The 20,158-nt window shown below is 37.1% G+C and carries 13 protein-coding genes, 3 pseudogenes and 1 riboswitch; of the genes and pseudogenes, 5 read left to right on the forward strand and 11 right to left on the reverse strand.

The window, feature by feature from the left end; genetic code table 11:
- Window positions 1–21 precede the first annotated feature (21 nt).
- From metH to FEU33_RS17900, 5 genes are all read right to left on the reverse strand, one after another.
- Complete coding sequence (gene metH, locus FEU33_RS17880) at window positions 22–3,456, reverse strand: methionine synthase (protein WP_146550839.1); 3,435 nt, start codon at window positions 3,454–3,456, stop codon at window positions 22–24.
- The gene (locus tag FEU33_RS17885) at window positions 3,437–5,296 is read right to left on the reverse strand and encodes a bifunctional homocysteine S-methyltransferase/methylenetetrahydrofolate reductase (protein ID WP_146550840.1); all 1,860 of its coding nucleotides are present in this window, start codon (window positions 5,294–5,296) and stop codon (window positions 3,437–3,439) included. The genes metH and FEU33_RS17885 overlap by 20 nt, the downstream gene beginning before the upstream one ends.
- 247 nt (window positions 5,297–5,543) lie before the next feature.
- Window positions 5,544–5,642: riboswitch (SAM riboswitch) on the reverse strand.
- Between the two features lie 117 nt (window positions 5,643–5,759).
- Window positions 5,760–6,422, reverse strand: coding sequence for a class A sortase (locus FEU33_RS17890; RefSeq protein ID WP_186731478.1), 663 nt, complete (start codon window positions 6,420–6,422; stop codon window positions 5,760–5,762).
- Between the two features lie 140 nt (window positions 6,423–6,562).
- On the reverse strand, window positions 6,563–7,951 hold the full coding sequence (locus FEU33_RS17895; RefSeq protein ID WP_146550842.1) for a protoporphyrinogen oxidase: 1,389 nt from the start codon (window positions 7,949–7,951) through the stop codon (window positions 6,563–6,565).
- A 421-nt stretch (window positions 7,952–8,372) separates the two neighbouring features.
- The gene (locus FEU33_RS17900) at window positions 8,373–10,295 is read right to left on the reverse strand and encodes an acyltransferase family protein (protein WP_146550843.1); all 1,923 of its coding nucleotides are present in this window, start codon (window positions 10,293–10,295) and stop codon (window positions 8,373–8,375) included.
- A gap of 439 nt (window positions 10,296–10,734) precedes the next feature.
- On the opposite strand from FEU33_RS17900, the gene FEU33_RS17905 reads away from it, so the two are divergent.
- Complete coding sequence (locus tag FEU33_RS17905) at window positions 10,735–11,964, forward strand: MFS transporter (RefSeq protein ID WP_244951074.1); 1,230 nt, start codon at window positions 10,735–10,737, stop codon at window positions 11,962–11,964.
- 92 nt (window positions 11,965–12,056) lie between these two features.
- On the opposite strand, the gene FEU33_RS17910 is transcribed toward FEU33_RS17905, so the two are convergent.
- Window positions 12,057–13,217: an endonuclease Q family protein gene (locus FEU33_RS17910; protein WP_146550874.1), complete on the reverse strand. Its 1,161-nt coding sequence runs from the start codon at window positions 13,215–13,217 to the stop codon at window positions 12,057–12,059.
- Between the two features lie 321 nt (window positions 13,218–13,538).
- Here FEU33_RS17910 and FEU33_RS18950 point away from each other — a divergent pair, with 321 nt between their 5' ends.
- Window positions 13,539–13,685, forward strand: a complete 147-nt coding sequence (locus tag FEU33_RS18950) for a hypothetical protein (protein WP_186731479.1) — start codon at window positions 13,539–13,541, stop codon at window positions 13,683–13,685.
- On the opposite strand, the gene FEU33_RS18955 is transcribed toward FEU33_RS18950, so the two are convergent.
- The gene (locus tag FEU33_RS18955) at window positions 13,667–13,804 is read right to left on the reverse strand and encodes a hypothetical protein (protein ID WP_186725852.1); all 138 of its coding nucleotides are present in this window, start codon (window positions 13,802–13,804) and stop codon (window positions 13,667–13,669) included. The genes FEU33_RS18950 and FEU33_RS18955 overlap by 19 nt on opposite strands.
- Window positions 13,805–14,178: 374 nt before the next feature.
- On the opposite strand from FEU33_RS18955, the pseudogene FEU33_RS17915 reads away from it, so the two are divergent.
- Window positions 14,179–15,248: pseudogene (locus FEU33_RS17915) on the forward strand (ISL3 family transposase).
- A gap of 13 nt (window positions 15,249–15,261) precedes the next feature.
- Here the strand turns inward: FEU33_RS17915 and FEU33_RS19455 are convergent.
- Window positions 15,262–15,537: a PBECR3 domain-containing polyvalent protein gene (locus tag FEU33_RS19455; protein WP_186731483.1), complete on the reverse strand. Its 276-nt coding sequence runs from the start codon at window positions 15,535–15,537 to the stop codon at window positions 15,262–15,264.
- Window positions 15,538–16,094: 557 nt separating this feature from the next.
- Between FEU33_RS19455 and FEU33_RS17920 the strand changes: the two are divergent.
- Window positions 16,095–17,205, forward strand: a pseudogene (locus FEU33_RS17920) (IS4 family transposase).
- A gap of 532 nt (window positions 17,206–17,737) precedes the next feature.
- Here the strand turns inward: FEU33_RS17920 and FEU33_RS19210 are convergent.
- Window positions 17,738–18,294, reverse strand: a pseudogene (locus FEU33_RS19210) (IS256 family transposase); the annotation flags it as partial.
- 33 nt (window positions 18,295–18,327) lie between these two features.
- Here FEU33_RS19210 and FEU33_RS18965 point away from each other — a divergent pair.
- Window positions 18,328–18,474 carry a hypothetical protein gene (locus FEU33_RS18965; RefSeq protein ID WP_186731480.1) on the forward strand — a complete coding sequence of 49 codons (147 nt, stop codon included), beginning with the start codon at window positions 18,328–18,330 and terminating at the stop codon, window positions 18,472–18,474.
- A gap of 348 nt (window positions 18,475–18,822) precedes the next feature.
- Here the strand turns inward: FEU33_RS18965 and FEU33_RS17940 are convergent, their stop codons facing one another.
- Entirely contained in the window at window positions 18,823–19,176 is a 354-nt protein-coding gene (locus FEU33_RS17940) for a hypothetical protein (RefSeq protein ID WP_186731481.1), read from the reverse strand.
- 299 nt (window positions 19,177–19,475) lie between these two features.
- Window positions 19,476–20,158 (reverse strand): IS21-like element helper ATPase IstB (istB, locus tag FEU33_RS17945; RefSeq protein WP_146549929.1); only part of this gene is annotated, 683 nt, incomplete at its 5' end.

A 20,158-nucleotide genomic window follows, 5' to 3' on the forward strand; every position in this document is an offset into this window, starting at 1 on the left:
CCCACTGATGGAAGCTTCACTTTATTCTACATTAAAGTATCGTGCATCTGGATGTGCAAAGACAATAGCACTAACAGATGCTTCTGGTGACATCATATAACCCTCTGTCAAATGGACACCAATATCCTCTGGTCTAATCAATTTAAATAATTTCTCTTGATCCTCCAAATTTGGACAGGCTGGATAACCAAATGAGAAACGTTGCCCTTGATACTTTGCTGCAAATCGGTCTCGCATCGTAAAATCGGTGTCGTCAGGGAATCCCCAGAAGTCACGCATTTCTTGGTGAAGGCGTTCAGCAAAGCCTTCTGCAAGTTCCAAAGCTGTTGCTTGTAATGCATGGCTCTCTAAGAATTTTCCTTGTTCTTTTAAACGTGTAGCTGCTTCTCGAACACCATGTCCCGCTGTCACCTGCATAAATCCTACATAATCCATTTCTCCACTATCCACTGATTTCAAGAAATCGGCTAAACATAAGAATGGTGCCTTTTGCTGACGAGGAAATGTGAAACGTTCTATTTCCGTTTTAGCATCCGCAGGGTCATAAATAATAACATCATCCCCATCTGATTGTGCAGGGAAGAATTGATATATGCCTGAAGGACTTAAAATATTTGAATTCAAGTATCCTGTCACCAATTCATATAACTCAGTGGCTCTTTCATCACCTTTTTCAAGCATCGATTCGTTAAAGCCTTTCAAACCAAGGTGGTGGCCAATCAATGTTCTCATATTCACATATGGTTGTAGATAAGCAACAGAATAATCTCTTAATATATGTCTTGTTAAATCCTGTGGCACAAAAACTGGCACATCTGTGCGTACTGTTTTAGTTGGTTTTGGTGCTACAGCAACCGCTGTTCTTTCTCCTCTTTTTGCTTCTTGTGCCATTCGTTTTTCCTGTGCTGCATGCAACTCGGATAATAGATTTTCTTTATCAGCACTTTGCAGGCGGTTTGCTATTTCAAGCCCTTGCATAGCATCTTTAGCATATAACACAGGACCATCGTATTCTTTAGCAATCTTTGTATCCGCAAATTTCCGAGATAATGCTGCACCACCCACGAGAATAGGTGTCTTGATCTGCGCTTCTTTGAAATCTTGTGCAGTAACAACCATTTGCTGAGCAGATTTTACAAGTAACCCTGATAGCCCAACGATATCTGGTTTTTCAGTACGAATGACCTCTATAAGTTCTTGAGGCGATACCTTAATACCTAAATCAATCACTTTATAGCCATTATTACTTAAAATAATATCCACAAGGTTTTTCCCAATATCATGGACATCGCCTTTTACAGTTGCAAGAATTACTTTTCCCTTTCCTGTATCATCTTCCTTTTTTTCCATGAAATCTTCAAGGAATGAGACCGCAGCTTTCATAACCCCTGCAGATTGTAGTACTTCCGCAACAATCAATTGATTGTCATTAAAAAGCTTACCAACCGTAGCCATACCAGCCATTAGCGGCCCATTAATAATCTCTAACGGTGTATCATACATTTCCAAGGCCGCTTGTAGATCAGGGATGAGACCTTCCTTTGTTCCTTCAACAATATAATAAGATAATCGTTCTAGAACAGTTTTTGGAATGTCTGCTTCTGTTTTTTCTTTCTTTTTATCACGATAAAAGTCTGTAAATACAGCCAATGTTTTATCATTTGTATGAAATAACAAATCATTCGCTAGTTTGATTTCGTTTTCAGGAATAGAAGCATAACGCTCAATCTTTTCTGTATTTACAATCGCGTAGTCGAGACCAGCTTGTGTACAATTATAAAGATAAACGGCATTTAATACTTCACGTCCTACTGGGGGCAATCCAAATGAAACATTACTTACACCAAGTATGGTCAAAGCTCTTGGCAATTTTTCTTTAATGAGACGAATTCCTTCAACGGTCTCAATAGCTGATCCTATATATTGTTGATCACCTGTTCCAACTGGAAAAACAAGTGGATCAAAGATAATATCTTCTGGTGAAATACCCCATTTGTGAACCAATAATTCATAAGAACGTTCAGCGATTTCTAACTTACGATGACGATCAACTGCCATTCCTTTTTCATCAATAGTTCCGACTACGACAGAAGCACCGTATTTTTTAACGATTGGTAGTACTTTTTCGAAACGTTCTTCCCCATCTTCAAGGTTAATCGAGTTAATAATCGCTTTACCTTGTGAATATTTCAAGGCCTCTTCAATCACCTTTTCATCGGTTGAATCGATGACAAAAGGCACTTTTACTTTTTTTACAACCTCTTTCATAAATTCTTTCATATCTTCCAACTCATCACGATCTGGATTCGCTAGACAAATATCTAAAACATGCGCACCATTTTTTACTTGCGCACGTGCAATTTCAGAGGCCTCTTCATACTTTTCCTCCACAATAAGCCTTTTAAATTTACGAGAACCAATGACGTTCGTCCGTTCACCCACAAATAATGGACGCATAGAATCATCGTAGATCAATGGGTCAATACCAGAAACCACATGACCATGTTCGTGATCCGGCTTTTTGCGTGGCTTACGGTCCTTTACTACTTCGCGTATTGCTCGAATATGAGCAGGCGTTGTGCCACAACATCCGCCTACTAAATTTAGCCAACCTTTATCTGCAAAACCAGCAAGTTTTTTAGATAAAGTTTCAGGTGTCTCATGATAATGTCCTTCTTCATCAGGTAATCCCGCGTTCGGATAACAACTAATATAGCTTGCCGCAATCTCTGATAGTGATCGTAAATGGTCCGTCATAAATTCTGGTCCCGTCGCACAGTTCAAGCCAACAGATAGTGGTTTAATATGTTCAATGGAAATATAAAATGCTTCAATTCCCTGACCAGCAAGCGTTGTCCCCATTGGCTCAATCGTACCCGAAATCATCACAGGAATTGTTTTATGTAGCTCGTCAAAAGCTTGCTTAATACCAAGCGTACCAGCTTTTACATTTAGCATATCTTGACTTGTTTCAAGTAATAAAACATCCGCTCCACCTTCGATCAACCCTTTTGCTTGTATATAAAAATCATGTTGTAGCTCATCAAAGGTAATGCCACCTGTTACAGACAATGTTTTGGTTGTGGGCCCCATAGAGCCTGCAACAAAACGTGGCCATTCTGGAGTTGAAAACTCATTTGCCGCCTTCTTCGCAATTTCAACGGCTTTTTTATTGATTTCCTCTGCTCGGTCTCCTAAATGATATTCGTTTAAAACAACTGGTGTACCACCAAATGTATTGGTGCTAATAACATCTGATCCTGCTTCAAGATATGCGCGGTGAATCGATTCAACAACGTCAGGGCGTGTGATGTTCAAATATTCGTTACAGCCTTCATACTCTTCTCCGCCAAAATCCGCTGCTGTTAAATTTGCATTTTGCAACATTGTTCCCATAGCACCATCTAATACTAAAATATGATTTTTAAGTCGTTCCTCAATGAGATGCTTTGACATAGTTGCTTTCTTCCTCTCTCTTGTAATCTAGTTCGCGAATGTAATTTATTAATTCAATTGACATATCATAATGCATAAATGGTGTGATCAAATAAATACCATTGAACAATTCGGCCGCTGTATCGATCAACTCTTTTGCAATAGCGATTCCCTCTACCTTTGCAGCTTCTTTATCTTCTCCTGTTACCCTCATACGTTCTAATACACTTTCTGAAAGTTTGATGCCCGGTACCTCATGATGAAGGAATTCAGAGTTTCTTAAACTAGTAAGGGGCATAATGCCAATGAAAATAGGTGTATCTAAATGCTTCGTTGCTTCATATACTTCGATTATTTTTTCCTTGCTATAAACAGGCTGTGTGATGAAGTAATCTGCCCCCGCTTCAATTTTTTTCTCCAAGCGACCCACTGCACGCTCAACGACACGAACATTTGGATTGAATGCCGCAGCAATGGAAAAATTCGCTTTTTTCCGCAATGGCTTTCCTGAAAATGAAATACCTTCGTTTAATTGTTTGATCAATTGAATAAGTTCAATACTTGATACATCATAAACACTGGTTGCACCTGGAAAATCTCCAATTTTTGATGGATCTCCCGTAACAGCTAAAATATCATGAATCCCCAAAGCATTTAACCCCATTAAATGTGATTGCAACCCAATTAAATTTCGGTCACGGCAAGTAATATGAGCAAGCGGACGAATATGATGGCTCATTTTTAAGATGGAGCCCATCGCTATATTGCTAATGCGCGGTGAAGCAAGCGAGTTATCCGCCATTGTGATCGCATCTGCTCCAGCTTCGTATAAAGCCTTTGAACCCTTTATAAATTTCTCGATTTCTAAATTTTTAGGTGTATCGAGCTCTACAATGATGGAACGTTCGTTTTTGGCCTTTTCATGAAGTGGTTTATAGGGATCTTTTGCTGCCTCTTTAATTTGAATAACTTCTTTATGTTTGACTACCTTGTGATAAATGGGTGGTAGATCTGCTAATCGATGTTTCATGGCAGCTATATGTTTAGGCGTTGTTCCACAACATCCGCCGATTAGGCGTACACCTTGATCTCTTAGCAAAACTGCAGAACGTCCGAAATAATCTGCCTCAGACTCATAAACAATTTTTCCATCTTCAACATCCAGTAAACTTGCATTTGGATAAGCCGAAAGAAAAGCCTCTGTAGGGAGCTCTACATCTTCGAACGCTTGAATGGTATGGTGGGGACCAAGGCGACAGTTGACTCCAACGATATCTGCACCAATCGCTTCTAATTGATGGAGTGCGTCGTTTAAAGACAAACCGTTTTGCAATATCCCTGGTTCATGCATAGATACTTGAGAAATGATAGGAATATCCGTTATTTTACGTAAATGCTTAACGGATGCTGCAAGTTCATCAAAATCATAATAAGTTTCGAGCAATAGTCCATCTGGATTACCCGCTAATAAATAACCTGCTTGTTCATCCAAACATCGAATAATTTCTTCTAAAGTTGCATCACTTTTTCGTATTCCTCGAATACCACCGATTGTACCTAAGACAAACTGTCCACCCTTTGAAGCTGCTCTTTTGGCAATTTGAATGGCACCCTCGTTAATCTCTTTCACTGAATTTTCTAGTCCATAACGCTCTAATTTGATGCCATTCGCCGTATAAGTGTTCGTCTGAATAATATCTGCACCTGCATCAATGTATTGCTGATGGATATTTTCAATAACTTCTGGCTTTGTAACATTTAATTCCTCATAACAATAGTCGATACCATACGAATATAATAATGTCCCCATTGCACCATCTGCAGTTAACACTTGGGATTGAAGTTTCTCTAAAAGTCCCATATAGTCCATCCTTTCTTTTTCTAAATAGTCCGTCACTATAAAGCACAACTTTCCACAATGGGAGATGTATCTCTATCCCAATGAATATTTGTTGACGGATCAGGCATTTTACAGGCAGAGAATCCCCACATACTCGGCTGTTATTTGCAGCCCTGAGTGGCAAAGCTTACTACCTATTTATGCAGAATAAAATAAAAAACCTTCTTACAAAATAAGAAGGTTTTAGAATGGTCATTTATTAATTCCCTTCTTATCTGCAGGATTACTCCACTGGAATTAGCACCTGACCATTTGGCTGGTTGCTGAAGCTTCTTCGGGCCAGTCCCTCAGCTTCTCTTGATAAGAAATGTTATCTAATTGTTAGAATAATTAAAAGAATCATACCTCTTTATATTATTTTCGTCAAGACAATATGAAAAATAGAGTTATAATTGCACATTTTTCCTCCATCAGCACACTTAACTCATTTGCTTATCTTGAAATATTTTGTATCATCTGTGTATGCTTGTTTATTAATCAGTTTTCCTCTAATAATCATACGTTTTTCACCATTATAATTACATGTCACTAATGTGAGCAACTTTTCATCTTGTTGATCTTCAATCACTTCTACTTGTGTAGGTGTAACGATGAACATCGTTGAAATTTGATATTCATATATATTCTTAAAGTCCGTGATATAAACCATCATACCTTTTTTTGCTTTTGTTAATGGGCTGAATAGAGTTTTTCCATTATTCATGTTATGTCCAGCTAAAGCGTAGTTGCCCTGTCCCATTACTTGATCTCGTTTCATCGTTCCTGCGCCAATAGTAAGATTGATATTCGAAATACCATAAACAATGGGTAGCTGTAGGTGAACATCTGGAACACTAATTGCTCCAATTGCATGAACATCTTTCTTTTTTGTTTGGGCATTGATGACATCTTGTAAACTGATATTTTTCACTTTTTTAAAATCAAATGTTGTATCAGGTGATGTTTCTATTTCTTTCATATTCGACTTTTGAATGGTTTCTTCAGACATATTGTCCACTAGATAGCCCATTATTGGTTTCTGAAAAATGAATACGAATCCAATAAAAAGGAATAAGATCCCAAGCACTAGCCATAATTTTCTGATCATCTTATGAACCTCTTTCATCTTCTCTGTCTTTTCATCTTACATACCCGCATCTATTTTGACAAACAAAAAACCAAGAATGGAAAATCCCCTCTTGGTTCATTTGAACTTTGTCATATATGAATATTTTTGTGATAAATTTTCTATACTAGTTGGCTAGCGATTTTCTGTGCTGTATCTTGACCATTTTGGATACAGCTACCAATACCAACGCCATAGTATGAGCAGCCAGCTAAAAGGATATTAGGATATTTTTCTTCTAATTGAGCATTTAAAGATTTGACCATTGCCGCATGTTCCATGCCATAAATCGGCATTAAATCATTCCACTTTGTAATATTTACAACAGTTGGCTTTCCATTTAATTTTAATGATTTCTTGATATCATCCAATACGATCGCTGTTATTTCTTCTTTGCTTAAATGTTTTAAATCTTTAAATAAGGGGTTAGCACTTTTATAAAATACACGAATTAACAAGTTGCCTGATTCCGATGTATGCTTCCATTTACGACTTGTCCACGTACAGGCATTACATTTTACATCATTATTTTCAGAAACAATATAACCTGTACCATCCGCCGGTAGGTTTTCATCCGGTATATCAAAACCAACATAGACGGCTATAATAGACGCATTATGGATCGTATTTAAATCTTGATCTATTGCTTTATCCTTCAAAATTTCACTCGTCACGGCATGTGGTGTGGATAACACAACAAAATCCGCAACAATATCTTCATGCTTATCAAATGAACAGATATATTGTTCACCTTGTTTTTCTATATTTGTCGTTGCAACACCTTTGATGAATTCTACATCCGTTAACGTTTCCTCTAAACGATCAATCAATTGTGACAAACCATTTTTAAAAGAGATGAACTTTTTATTGGCTGACTTTTGGAACTGCTCGCGATTTGCACCGAAGCCTTTGATAATGCTGCCATATTGTTCCTTATAGTCAAGTAGATATGGTAGTGTGGAAGCCATCGTTAATTTGTATAAATCACCTGAGTACACGCCAGATAATACTGGTGCAATTTGCTTTTCCACTAATTCTTTGCCTAAAAAATATTCAAGAAATTCACCAATGGAGCTATCTTTTGTAAAACGGTCATTAGGCAGCTCTAGGTCTTTTAAAGCCTCTTTTTTGCCTTGCGGTGATACAAGTGTACTACTGTTAAGCGATTCAATGCTTGTTGGAATACCAAACACACTATCGGCTGGAATAGCATGCAGAGTATTATTTGTATATATATATGAAATACCTGTTCCATTGTAAACTAGGTCATTTTCTAAACCTAATTCTTGAACAAGCGGCATAACACTTTGGTGGCGAGCAACAATGGAGTCGGCACCTGTTTCCATGATGAAACCTTGATCATGTTCTGAATGTATTTTACCGCCGAGAAATTCATTTTTTTCAACTAATACAAGCCTTATATCTAAATTTTTTTCTTTTTTTTGCTTTTGTAAATAATGCATCGTACAAAGACCCGTAATACCTCCACCGACAACGACAACTGTTTTCAAGTTGCTCAACTCCTTCATTTAGCGACATCATGCGCTTTTTGACATTTTTCAGTATAATCTTTCATAAAAATAGACGCCATGATTTTGGTCACAACGTTTATAAGAAATATGTGAATTTTAAAGTAGAATGGACTATTCTATTTCATCATATAGTTGATATACATTTGATTTTACTACAGAAAAGCATTTTCTACAGACAAAATGAGTTGAACATGCTGATAGATAGGTCGAAACTTAGCTTTATGAGATTTCAACCTCAAAATTTAAGGGATATGATATATATGGTCTTCACCTATATCATATCCCTTTTTAACCATAAAAGGCTTTTTTGAATGGTTCTCTGTTTATTCAATTTCAAATATCAAATTTTTACTGTACTATTCTTATTTTTTGTAATGGTAATTCTCATAAAATCTCCGAATTATTTTTCACCTTTGACAATCTCTCTACTAATCAAAGCTGTATAGTATTCTCCGCCCTCTTTGTCTGGATGAATATGATCGTCATAGAATAAATCATCTTGCCCATCCGTCACACTATACCAATCGATAAGCTTCACATTTTTATGATGCTTGACTGCTATGGCTATTTTACGATTGACATTATTCTGCCAATTGCGTGGGACACGTGTATTCACAAGATAAATATGACGGTCATTCCCTATGGCTTTCAGTAAATCATTCAGTTGTGTTCCACTGAAATCTCCATTAGATCCTAATCCTAGAACGACAACTCTCCCTAGCTGGCCTTTTTGCTTTAACTTGTTGACAGTAGCAGTTGCCTCATATACTTGACGCCCCACTTTTGCATCTACGACGATTTGTGGTATTTGCTGCTTGAGAGCAGTAGCCGCACTCAACATAACAGAATCTCCAATTGCTGTAACACTAATCGATGAAGGCACTTTCATCGCTTCAATCTCTTGTCGTGTTTTTTTCTGTTTAGTTGCCGCCTCAGCTGTAGCTTTTGGTTGTTGTTGTTTCGTAACTTCACCCTTTTTAGTTACATCTTCCTTTTCTACCTTCTCTGATTTAGTGCTCGATGCTACTTCTTTTGCTGTGTCTAATTTTTTTTGTTCTTCTTTCAGATGTTCTTCTAGTGCACCACTACTGGACTGCTTTTCAGTAGGAGTAAACACCATACCCATCACAAAAATTATAATAATACAACCCACAAATGCAGAACCAATTCGATAAGGTAATGCCCATTCTTTCCAATTCCAGGACCATTCGTGAGTTTGGAACTTATGGAACCAAATCCTCCATTCGCCTCTTCGAACAGGGTCTTCGACAAATCGCCAAGAAAGTTCAGCTAACAAAAGTGTTAAGGCAATGATTAAAAAGGATTTCCAAAGTGGAACATCCACTCCATCTATACCTGCTCCCAGTAATACAACTATTGGAAAATGCCAAATATATATGCCATATGATCGTACGCCGATCCATAATAGCGGCTTAAAACTCAACACATCCCCTATACGACTTGCAGGATGTACAATCGTTGCAATCAAGATAGCCGACACAATGGAGGCTAAAAACATACCACCATAATATAAAAACGGTCCTTCCTCGTGCATGAAAACAAACATCAGCAAAAGGAGGAAGAAACTAACTGCCCCAACACCATTCAATAATTGCTTTGCTTCATCCGTGACATTTGCTTTAAGCTTTTTACTTGACCATACTAATGCCAATGCCGCTCCTATCAGTAAAGAAAACACCCGCGTATCTGTACCATAGTAAACACGGCTTGGATCTTCATTAGGCGTAAACATAATGGCCATCACGATAGCCGACAGGAATGCTCCTCCAAGAATCCACAATGCGAATTTTCCCTTTTGACGGACAAAATAGAAAGAAATAATAAGGATAAGAGGCCATATAATATAGAATTGTTCCTCTACTGCTAATGACCACAGATGTTGTAAAGGAGATGGCGTTGAAAACTTCGTAAAATAAGAATGATCTTGTACAACATAAAACCAGTTGCTAACATAACAAGCAGCAGCCAATATTTCTGACCGCAGTCCCGTTAGAAATGATCGTTGAAATAACGTAATCCAAAAGCCTATTAATATCAACATAATGAATAAGGCAGGGATTAATCTTCTAAATCTCCGTATCCAGAAATTTTTCAAATCAATGGTTCCATACTTTTCATATTCATTGATCAACAAATCTGTAATCAAATAACCTGATAATACAAAAAATACGGTAACTCCTAAATAGCCTCCTACCATTCCACTAACATGCAAATGATATAATATAACTGCAATTACCGATACAGCCCTCAGACCGTCTAAGCCACTTATGTATCTGTGATCTTTTTTCACCGGTTCCGGCATAAAAGATACCCTCCTACTTGCAACAAAAAGCTTATCTATAGATCCATCCTATTAGATGTTAACTCTCTCCACTTAGCTGTCGCTCGAAGTGAGAGAATTTTTCTGAATCTTTTTAAACAAACTTTTTTCATTCATATAATTTAAAAAAAGAAAATCTACTAATTTCATACGACTTTCTTTTACAAATTTAGTTTCAAAAATACTATTATCATCAACACACCTGAAAATATAGCTTATTTTGACAAAACTCGTTCAATTGTCACATATTCTATTGTGCAGGAATTTAGAAAGAATCACAAGTTACCAATGTCGTGAAACCATTAAGCAAACTATACTTTTTATCCCTTATAATACAGAAACATAAGAACTCCATTTTTCCTGTATTTCTCATAACTATATGATACTATTTACTTCTAGCATAGCCAAAGAAGGTGACTATTTGACATTTACTCAACTCCCACAAAATTTAAGAGTCCGACTGATTTCATCATTTTTCAATCGTATAGCCTTGCATGCTGTGCTCCCTTTTATGGCATTATTCTTTACTCATGAAAAAGGGAAGATCTATGCTGGCACGATATTAATGATTTCAGTTGGGATCAGTATTTTGGCAAATATCTTTGGTGGATATGCTGCAGATCGATGGTTACGTAAACATGTATTAATCATGAGTGCCGGATCGGCCGCTTTCATGGTAACAGGTATGACTTTCTGTTTAATACCACTTCACACACCTATTACTCTCTTCACTGTTTTCTATTTATTTTTCGTTTTTTCAAGTGATTTTGGTATGCCCGCCATGGAGGCAATTGTATTAGATTCCACAACACCCGAAAATCGAAAAAATATTTACGCATTGGAATATTGGCTGGTCAATATGTCCTTTAGTATCGGCTCAATTCTTGGAGGAATTCTCTATTTAAAACATCAATTTGCATTATTTATCCTATTAGCATTGATCAATTGGAGTTTAGCATTTTGCTATATTTTCTTATTAAAAGATGATGGACAAAAAACAAAGGGCCCAGTACATAAGAACATGTTCAAGGATTTATGGAATAGCTATAAAATTGCGATTCAAGATTCACACTTTGTTATCTTAATAATCGGTGCAATGTGTGTTTCTTCCGCAGAATCTATGCTATCGAGCTATATTAGTGTCCGACTGTCCGACACGTTTGAACCTATTACAATTTTAGGCTTTACCATTGAAGGTGTAAGAATGTTCAGTATTTTAAGCCTTGAAAACACACTTCTTGTGGTATGTACAACTTTTCTTGTTTCCAAAATGACCAACCGGATAAATAATAAGACAGCTTTAATCGGTGGATTATTCATTTATGGCATTGGTTATAGTTTAATGATGAGCGGTAACGAATTTTATTATTTATTGATACTTGGGGCTATTGCTACCCTAGGTGAACTAATGTATTCGCCAGTTTACTATACGGAACAAGCGAATCGAATTCCAGAGGACAGAAGAGGGGCTTATCTCGCATTTTCCTCTTTTTCTTATAATGGCTCCACGTTAATCAGCCACGGTGCACTGATTATCGGTACCTTTTTAGTACCTTGGCATATGTCATTATTACTTTCAGCTATTATTTTCATAGGTATTAGTTGTATTTATCTTGCACTATATTGTCATAAAAAAATCCCGCTTTCATGAAATGAAGCCCTCATCTAGCGAGATCTTAATGTCTGCTATGTAGAATAGAAAATAAATGATAGAGGGGCTTGAGCCACTTCTCGGCATCCCCTCTATTCCGTTTTCACCTTGCCATATACTCCACCGCCACCAGTAATGAGTGAGAGCTGTCCATTCCTACCTTTGTCGATCAATGCAGCAATTTTCGTTGGGACTACTTCCTCTAAGTCCTCTTTCGACACTTCATGTAAAATCCTCATTTCCGTACCAAAAGTCAGTAATAGTTTTTCGATCGTTTTCTTACCGATACTAGGTATAAAGTCGAGAGGAACTTGGTGAATATAAGGAGGGCGTTTTCGTAAATTTTGATGAGTGTCTGTTAGCTCCTTTACCCTCACCGCTACACCTTTTACAAGATGCTTGCCACCACAATTTGGGCATGGCGATAGAGAAGTACGATATCCACAATCTGCACAGGCCGTTTCATGATATTTTCCTAAAAGCGGATTAAGCCCATAATTAGTGAGAATCTCACGTCCTTCTTCTTCCTTCAAAGCTTTTTGCAATTCATCAAAAGTAGGCGCTTGCATGTGGATTTTTTGATATTCACGAGCCATTTTTCCAAGTGAGTGTGCATCTGAATTTGTGACAAATGTGTACTTTGCTAGTTCGCTAATTCCCTTTACCATATCTGTATCCGAGCTTAATCCTAATTCGATCGCATCGATTTGTTCCATATCAAAAACTTCTGATAAGCTCTTTTTTACTCCTTTACCATATGCACTTTTAAATGGTGTAAAAACATGTGCAGGGATAAAAATCCCACTAAGCGCATGTACTTTATGTTGTAATGTGACTGCATCACACCTTATCCTTTGTGTGCTCAGGTTCATATTCTTCACATAATGTTGCATCCATGCAGAAAACTCTCGCATTGCTTGCCAAGATCTAAAAAATGCCAGAACATGTATAGGCCCTAAACAATGATCATCATTCACTTCGATTTCTACACCCGGAATAAGTGTAGTGTTTTTATAACGTAATCCTCCACCATCTAGCTGTATCAATTTTTGTTCTTGTATTAAAGAAGCCATTTCTTCCAAAACCTCAGGAGAATGACAATCAATAACACCGACAATATCCAATCCTTTTTTCACTGATGCTGTATGCAAAATATTTTCAAGTGTTAATGTTTTACTACCTGTTATCTTAACAGGCTTTCCTTTCCACGTACGTCCGATGTGAATATGTAAATCTGTATAAAAATCTTTCAACAAAGCATCCCACTTCCTTTATCTCATATTGATGCGTAATAGAACCCCTACTTTCGTGATTGTAGATAATAAGCTGGAGATCCTGCCTATCTGTAAAAACCAAATTGATGAAACAAACACCTAGTGTGGAATAAGGAACTCCCTACCGGATGAAGTTTCACTTTTAATAACTTCAAGGTAAATCACATTCATGCTCAAAAGTAAAACCCTGCATACCTGCAAGGCTTCAATGGATCTTTTATCCCGCTTTTAACGGGCAGTAAGACCCCATCTCAAGATTTAGAGAGAAATGAGAAAGATAGGTAGGGGATCAACTGCCGCATGCGCCCGATTGGTTTGGGCGAACAAGATGTTGGTCCCTCAGGTGTTGCCACAGGACGTGGCGCTTTTCACTTAAGTTCCTCTAGCTCAGTGGAGGATGAAGAAAACCCCACTGATGGAGTTTCACTTTATGATATACCGTCTTGATTGACTCCTTGATCATTCCCTGTATCAAATGCGATCAATGTATAACCAAACTTTTCTTCTAACTCTTGTAGTTCTTTTAGCTGTTCATCATCCAGTTTAGCATATTTGTTTTCTTCCATTTTTTACTTCCTTTCTTTTTCTATTAGCTTGTGCTCTGAGACAATGATTATGTATAAAAAATAGACGAATTTTATCATAAAAAAGAATTGTTCAAAATGATTTCAATATTTTTTGCCAGTTATGCTGATTATCCAATTTTGTCCATAAAAAGGGGGAGAATTTGTTGATTTCCGCTACGGCTTGCTCGCTTTCCTGCGGGACATTGAATTTGCTCCACTGAGTATACACCCGCACGAAAGAAAGGCTCTATACTAAATATTAGGGTTTTGAAACAATTTAAATCATAATAAAACAGATACCTGCAATTTCTTATATACTTGAATTGACTAGAAACAAGGAAGCGAGTATCGTGCAAAGAAATTCTAACATAAATATGCCAGGATTAAAAAATGTAAGGATTACTAAGATAGAAGAACAAGTAGTGCTTCATGTAGAACTTCCAATAGTGATTCACTCTTGTCCATATTGTGGTGAGAAAACAAAGAAAGTACATAATGATCGAATACAAAAGATCAAGTATTTAAAGTGGTTTGAGCGAATTACGATTCTGATGTATCGAAAATGTCGATATGAATGTGTGCATTGTCATAAAAGATTTGATGAAAAGTACTCTTTTGCGAATCGCTATCAACGGTTCTCGAGGAAATGGAATCAAATGGTTTCTGTACGTAGTGTAAAGGGAAAACCTTTAAGAAAGTGGCGGAATTATCGGGGACTTCTAGTTCGACTGTTATACGTCGATTCCATCAATTGGCTCAGAAGACGATGGAACCCGTCAAAGAACTGCCACCCACCAGCTATAGCGGCGATAGATGAACACAAAGGAGATACAAACGAAGGAACGTATCAGCTCATTATCGTAAATGCAAAAACGCATGAACCCACTGATATCTTACCAAATCGTAGAAAAATCACCATTAAACATCATTGACAACACCATGGTTCACAGGTACAGCTAGTTGTAATGGATATTGAATCCATTGTTTAAATCGACCGTTTATGAGGCCTTAGGTGGACCTGTCATTGTTGCCGATCATTTTCATTTTTGTCGTTCTATTTATTGAGCAATGGATCAAGTACGCCAACAGATTCAAAATGATTGGCACCCCTATGATCGAAAGAAATTTAAGAAAATGCGTCATGTATTCTATAAAGGCCGTACAAAATTAAATGAAAAGCAACGTTGGTATTTAGAACATTATTGAACATTTCTATCTGGACTTCATAAAGCTTATGAACTAAAAGAATCCTTCCGTCAATGGTTTAAAACGATCCTACTGAAATGAGTAAGACCAAAGAGATTCAAATGACTTTTTAGAAGGAATTAATAATTGCACAAAAGTATTAAAACGGAATGCATTTGGATTCCGCAGTTTTGAACGTTTTAGAGCAAAAATATTATTATCAAGTAAATATAAGGATATCGAAGTTTATATTGGTTAGATATTTAAATAACCTAACCCCAACATTTGGCACAGAACCACTTTTCTTCAGTTACCGAATAGAGTGAGCGAACAAGAAGTGTTTCCCCGTTCGTTGCTCTGACTGCAACTAATATTCTATCTGGTCTATTACCAAAAAATTTAAAGTATTGAACGGAACGACCACTTGGATGAATACCTAAATAATCTGGATTGGCAAGAATATTACTTAATTCAGTAAAATATTGATTGTATTCAGTGGGGTGCTCGCTTTTAATGTGATCTTCATTACCCTTACTAATAAAAAACAGGTTGGTTTAAAATAAGCGTAACCTTATCAGAAGGGCATAAATCTAGTATTTTTTCTTGGATATATCCAACTCTTGTTTTTTCATTTACCATTGTGGTATGCCCCTCCCCTATTCTTTGTTTTCTGTTGTTTCGCCCTCTTCAGTGTTTTAATCTAGTCATATGTTTCTTTTTCTAATTCTTCAAACTGCCATGCTTCTGAATCTACTAGTTCAACCGATGTTTCTAATAAATATTGTCCTGTTTTTATCTATGTGAAGGACGGATTATCGGGAGATGCCAATCCCATAACTCTAGACTATTGTATACTCTGTTATTTTTGTAGGGCAAGCAACGGGTTTGTCATGACAAACCCTAAAAATGTTGATTTTGGCCTTCTAGGAAATTCCTAAACCCTTGATAAATTTATTTGATTACTTTCACTAGTGTTGCATTAATTTTAACTGAAGATTAAAGATACTCATAATCTTCAATTATTTAATTCTGACCATAAAAAAATCCTTTATAATGGATTTAGCAAGTGATCACCCGTCCAAATCCACTAATAAAGGACTATCTCATGGACAAGAGTACACCAAAAAATTCATTTGAACAATGGTTTTCACCGATAAACTTTCGATTATTTGAAGAAAAAGTGAAAATCATGAAATTAGATTATTATACAAAAAAGTTTACGCCTGATTCATTCTTGAAATTTTTGCTTTTTGCACAGTTGCATGAAACAGAAAGTCTACATGCTTTAGCAGATTCACTTTTTGATGAGAATTTACAAAAAGGTACACACTTAGAATCGATTAGTGTATCACAGATTTCTCGTAGGTTAAAAGGCATAAATTCAGAAATTTTCCAACCTCTTTTTCTCGATTTAGTTAGACAGATTCATACAAAAACTCACTATTCGAAAAGAACTATGCCCTTAAAAATTATTGATTCCTGCACATTGCCACTTAATTAACAAATCATAAATGGGTTCAATTTCGTAAAACCAAGGCAGGTGTGAAACTCCATTTACTCCTTGTCTTTATGGAAAAAGGTGAATCTTATCCAGAAAAGGCTATACTTACTCCCGCTAAAGTTCATGATCGGAATGAGTTAGAAGTCATGGTAGACGATCGGGATTGCATGTATGTTTTTGACCGTGGTTATTTAGATTACGAGCGTTTTGATCGCATGACCGATGAGGCCTATTTCTTTCCAGGCTAAGGAAAAATGCCGTTATTCGAGAAGTGTACGACTTTAAAATACCCGAGGATTCGGATGTGTTGTCTGACCAAATGGTATTTATTGGTACTACTCAAAATAGAGCTGAAAACTATTTTTGTTTAGTAAAAGTGCTAGATACCAAAGGAAATGTACTCCATCTGGTCACCAATCGTTTTGATTTAGAGCCAGAAGAAATAGCAGAAATGTACAAATCTCGTTGGGCCATCGAATTATTTTTTAAATGGATGAAACAACATCTGAATATCAAAAAGTTCTATGGTCAAAGCGAAAATGCGATTTACAGCCAAGTATTTATGGCACTAATTGTTTTCTGCCTGAATGTGTTAGCTCAAATGGATATAAAGAGTGAACGGAAAATCCTACAAATCAGCCGTTATTTGAGGGCAGCATTATGGAAGCCAGCACATATTTGGCTTCGGAAAATGAAGGAAAAAGCTGTACCTTAAACCATAAAAATCGTCGTTGTTGCATAAGTATAATTGTAAATAATATCCAAATGGATGGACCACTTTTAATAAAGCATTAACTTTTTGACCCCAAAACCCATTACGTACGGAGATAGAAGTTGGAAATTTCCGTTGGGCGCTCTCCAAATATGCGAGTGCCAGGGATCTGTTTTTATTTAATTTAGGGATTAATGTGGGGTTGCGTGTGAGTGATCTGGTGTCTTTAACGGTTTAAGGTGTGCGAGGAAAACCGCATTTAGTGATTACGGAATAAAAATAGATTTAATGAGAATGGTTGCAATTTTACGACCATTTTATTTTTGGAAACTATTAAAAGAGAAACTTGATTTCGAGAGCCTCTCGAAAGATGATTGAGGACACACGTTATGAGCCCTTCTACGTGGCCTTTCTCAAGTTAAAAGAAAATGGCTATTTTATTCTCATCACATAGCCTACAAAGTGTTTCAGAAGGTGTCAAAAGGAAGGGACGATATTACAAACATACAATGCATAAACAGTTTGGGTGTCATCATTACAAGCAAAAAAGGATGTGGCAACGTGTGGCAAAACGTTGATTATAGTCTTCAAACTGTACAACTAAGAAACGCTCCAGTGATTCTTCATTCGGAAACTGTTCTTTCCGTTTCGTGTACTTCTTAATTTGTTTATTAAAAGATTCGAGTAAATACTTGTCCAAATATCCTTAGATAACTGATAAAATGTGAGTAAATAGGGGTTCTCAAGCAATGATTGTGTGCCCTTTTTATACGATTTGCTCCATTTAGCTCAAAACGCACGGAGTGCCTGCTCAGCTGCCTCTGCGTCCACTGATTGGTGAAGGTTTTAAAATCCTCACAAATTGCTTGGCGGTCCTCTATACGTACTTTATGAGAAATATTACGTCCAACATGCACAAGGCATACTTGATATTTCGCTTTTGGAAACACATTGAAGACAGTGTCAGCTATGCCTTTTAAAGTCATCTGATATGAATAACAGAACGTCCTCCACACCGCGTTCTTTGAGCTCTTCTAATAGCTCTTTCCAGTTATAAGCTGATTATGTTGGGGCAATCGTGTACGCTAATACATATTATGTATCAAAATGAGGAACCCAGTAAAAATGCAAAAAAACATACTAACATTAGTAGAAGTGAAGGAAGGTCGACCAGCCTCTGGGACCATTTTAGAGTCCGTATCAATAAACAGACCAACTTCACACCCTTGTACGAATCAATTTAGTTTGTTGAATCCAAGAGATCGTGTATAAGAAAATGGAATCGATAAGGTGATGTGAAAACTTCTATGATTGGATAAAAAGGAAAATAATAGGATGAAGAATGTCATTACACTTGATGTAAGTAAAGGGAAAAGTACAATCGTCATTTATGACAGGTATAAACAAGTATGTGTCAACTTTTTCTCAAGGTAGTCTTAACCATGGTATTTCTAGCACTCTTATTTTGTACGCTTTTTCAGCTACCACGCTATCGCTTGCTCTCCTGATGATGAGCGTGTTTCTTGATGTAAAAACTCAGACATTCTAACGGCCTTTTTCACTATGCATTGTTTTCTCGCACTCATTCTTTAGCTCTTTAAATACACTTCTCTCAACGTTTTATTTAATATTCCTTGTTTCACTTTGACTATAGCTTCTGCACCCGCTGCACTCTATTGCGCCCATTCCTCTTGCATCTTTTAGGGCATCCTCTATTTTCTCTCGCCAGTCAGAAATTCGATTCCGATTATGTTGGATATACTTTCTGAAATCTTCTATTTTTTCTTGTTTCTTTGTGTCAGCTACTGTGCTTTCATAGGTATCTACCCATAATTTAAATGAATTCCAATCATGTTCTTTCATAGCTTTTTGTCTCTTTTCTAACCCTCTCACAAATACCCCATCTGCCTCGGCAAATAAAAAGTCTACCTGCTTTGCTTTAGGAAGAGAAGATGCCATTTCTAACTCTTCCACCCCTTCTTGATCTGCCTGGGCTTGCACTTTTCCCACACGTCTAATGATACTGCCTACCGTCTTGATGGCTCATCGTCACTGCGGTCCATTCTGATAGTATTCTCGATACGTACTTTCACTGGCGAGTTCTGCCACTTTCACCTCAACCAGTGGACTAAAGCGTTGATATTTTCTAAAGCCTAGCCACTCATCCAAGACGTAATGCGATTGTTCCTTTCTGTCGCCCATTTGTTTTTTGCAAGCAAAAAGTGCAGAAAATTGCAGAGAAATTTACATAGGCTTGCAGCTTTTCTTTTACATTAAATCCCAGTATCCGTTTTTACGGAGGATAAGGCATTTTTCAACCGGTAACTTTCCCCTGTGAACGCTATGACATGCGCGTGGTGAACTAGTCTGTCCACAAGGGCGGAAGTTAGACGGTTATCCCCAAAAACCCGATTCCACTGACCAAACTCCAAATTGGAGGTTACAATCACACTTTTATGCTCGTAACAGTCTGCAATAATGTGAAACAATAATTCCGATCCTTGCTTTTGAAAAGGAACGTATCCCAATTCATCCAGTATAAGCAAATCGCACTTCTCAATCTGTCGTTTTAATCTCTGCAAGGTGCCTTCTTTCATCGCTTCTTCTAATTGTCCCACCAAATCAGCCACCCTAAAGAAACGGACCTCAAATCCCAGTTCACATGCCTTCACACCTAAAGCCGTTCCTAGATGAGTTTTCCCAGTGCCTGGCGTTCCTAAAAGTAGAAGATTCTGTTTTTTCTTTATAAAACGGAGGTCACAGATTTCCTCTTTCGAGGTTGTTGCTGGTAAGTGCAGCTGGTCGGACCATTCATAATCCCTAAGCCATTTAAGCTCTCTAAATTTAGCCTTTTTTATCAGTCTAGCGATTTTGGTGGTTTGTCTGGAATTGACTTCAATCGATAGAATATCACGTAAAAACTGTTCTTTGCTTTCAAAAGGTATCTCCTCAAATT

Source organism: Rummeliibacillus suwonensis, assembly GCF_007896435.1.
Lineage (GTDB): Bacteria > Bacillota > Bacilli > Bacillales_A > Planococcaceae > Rummeliibacillus > Rummeliibacillus suwonensis.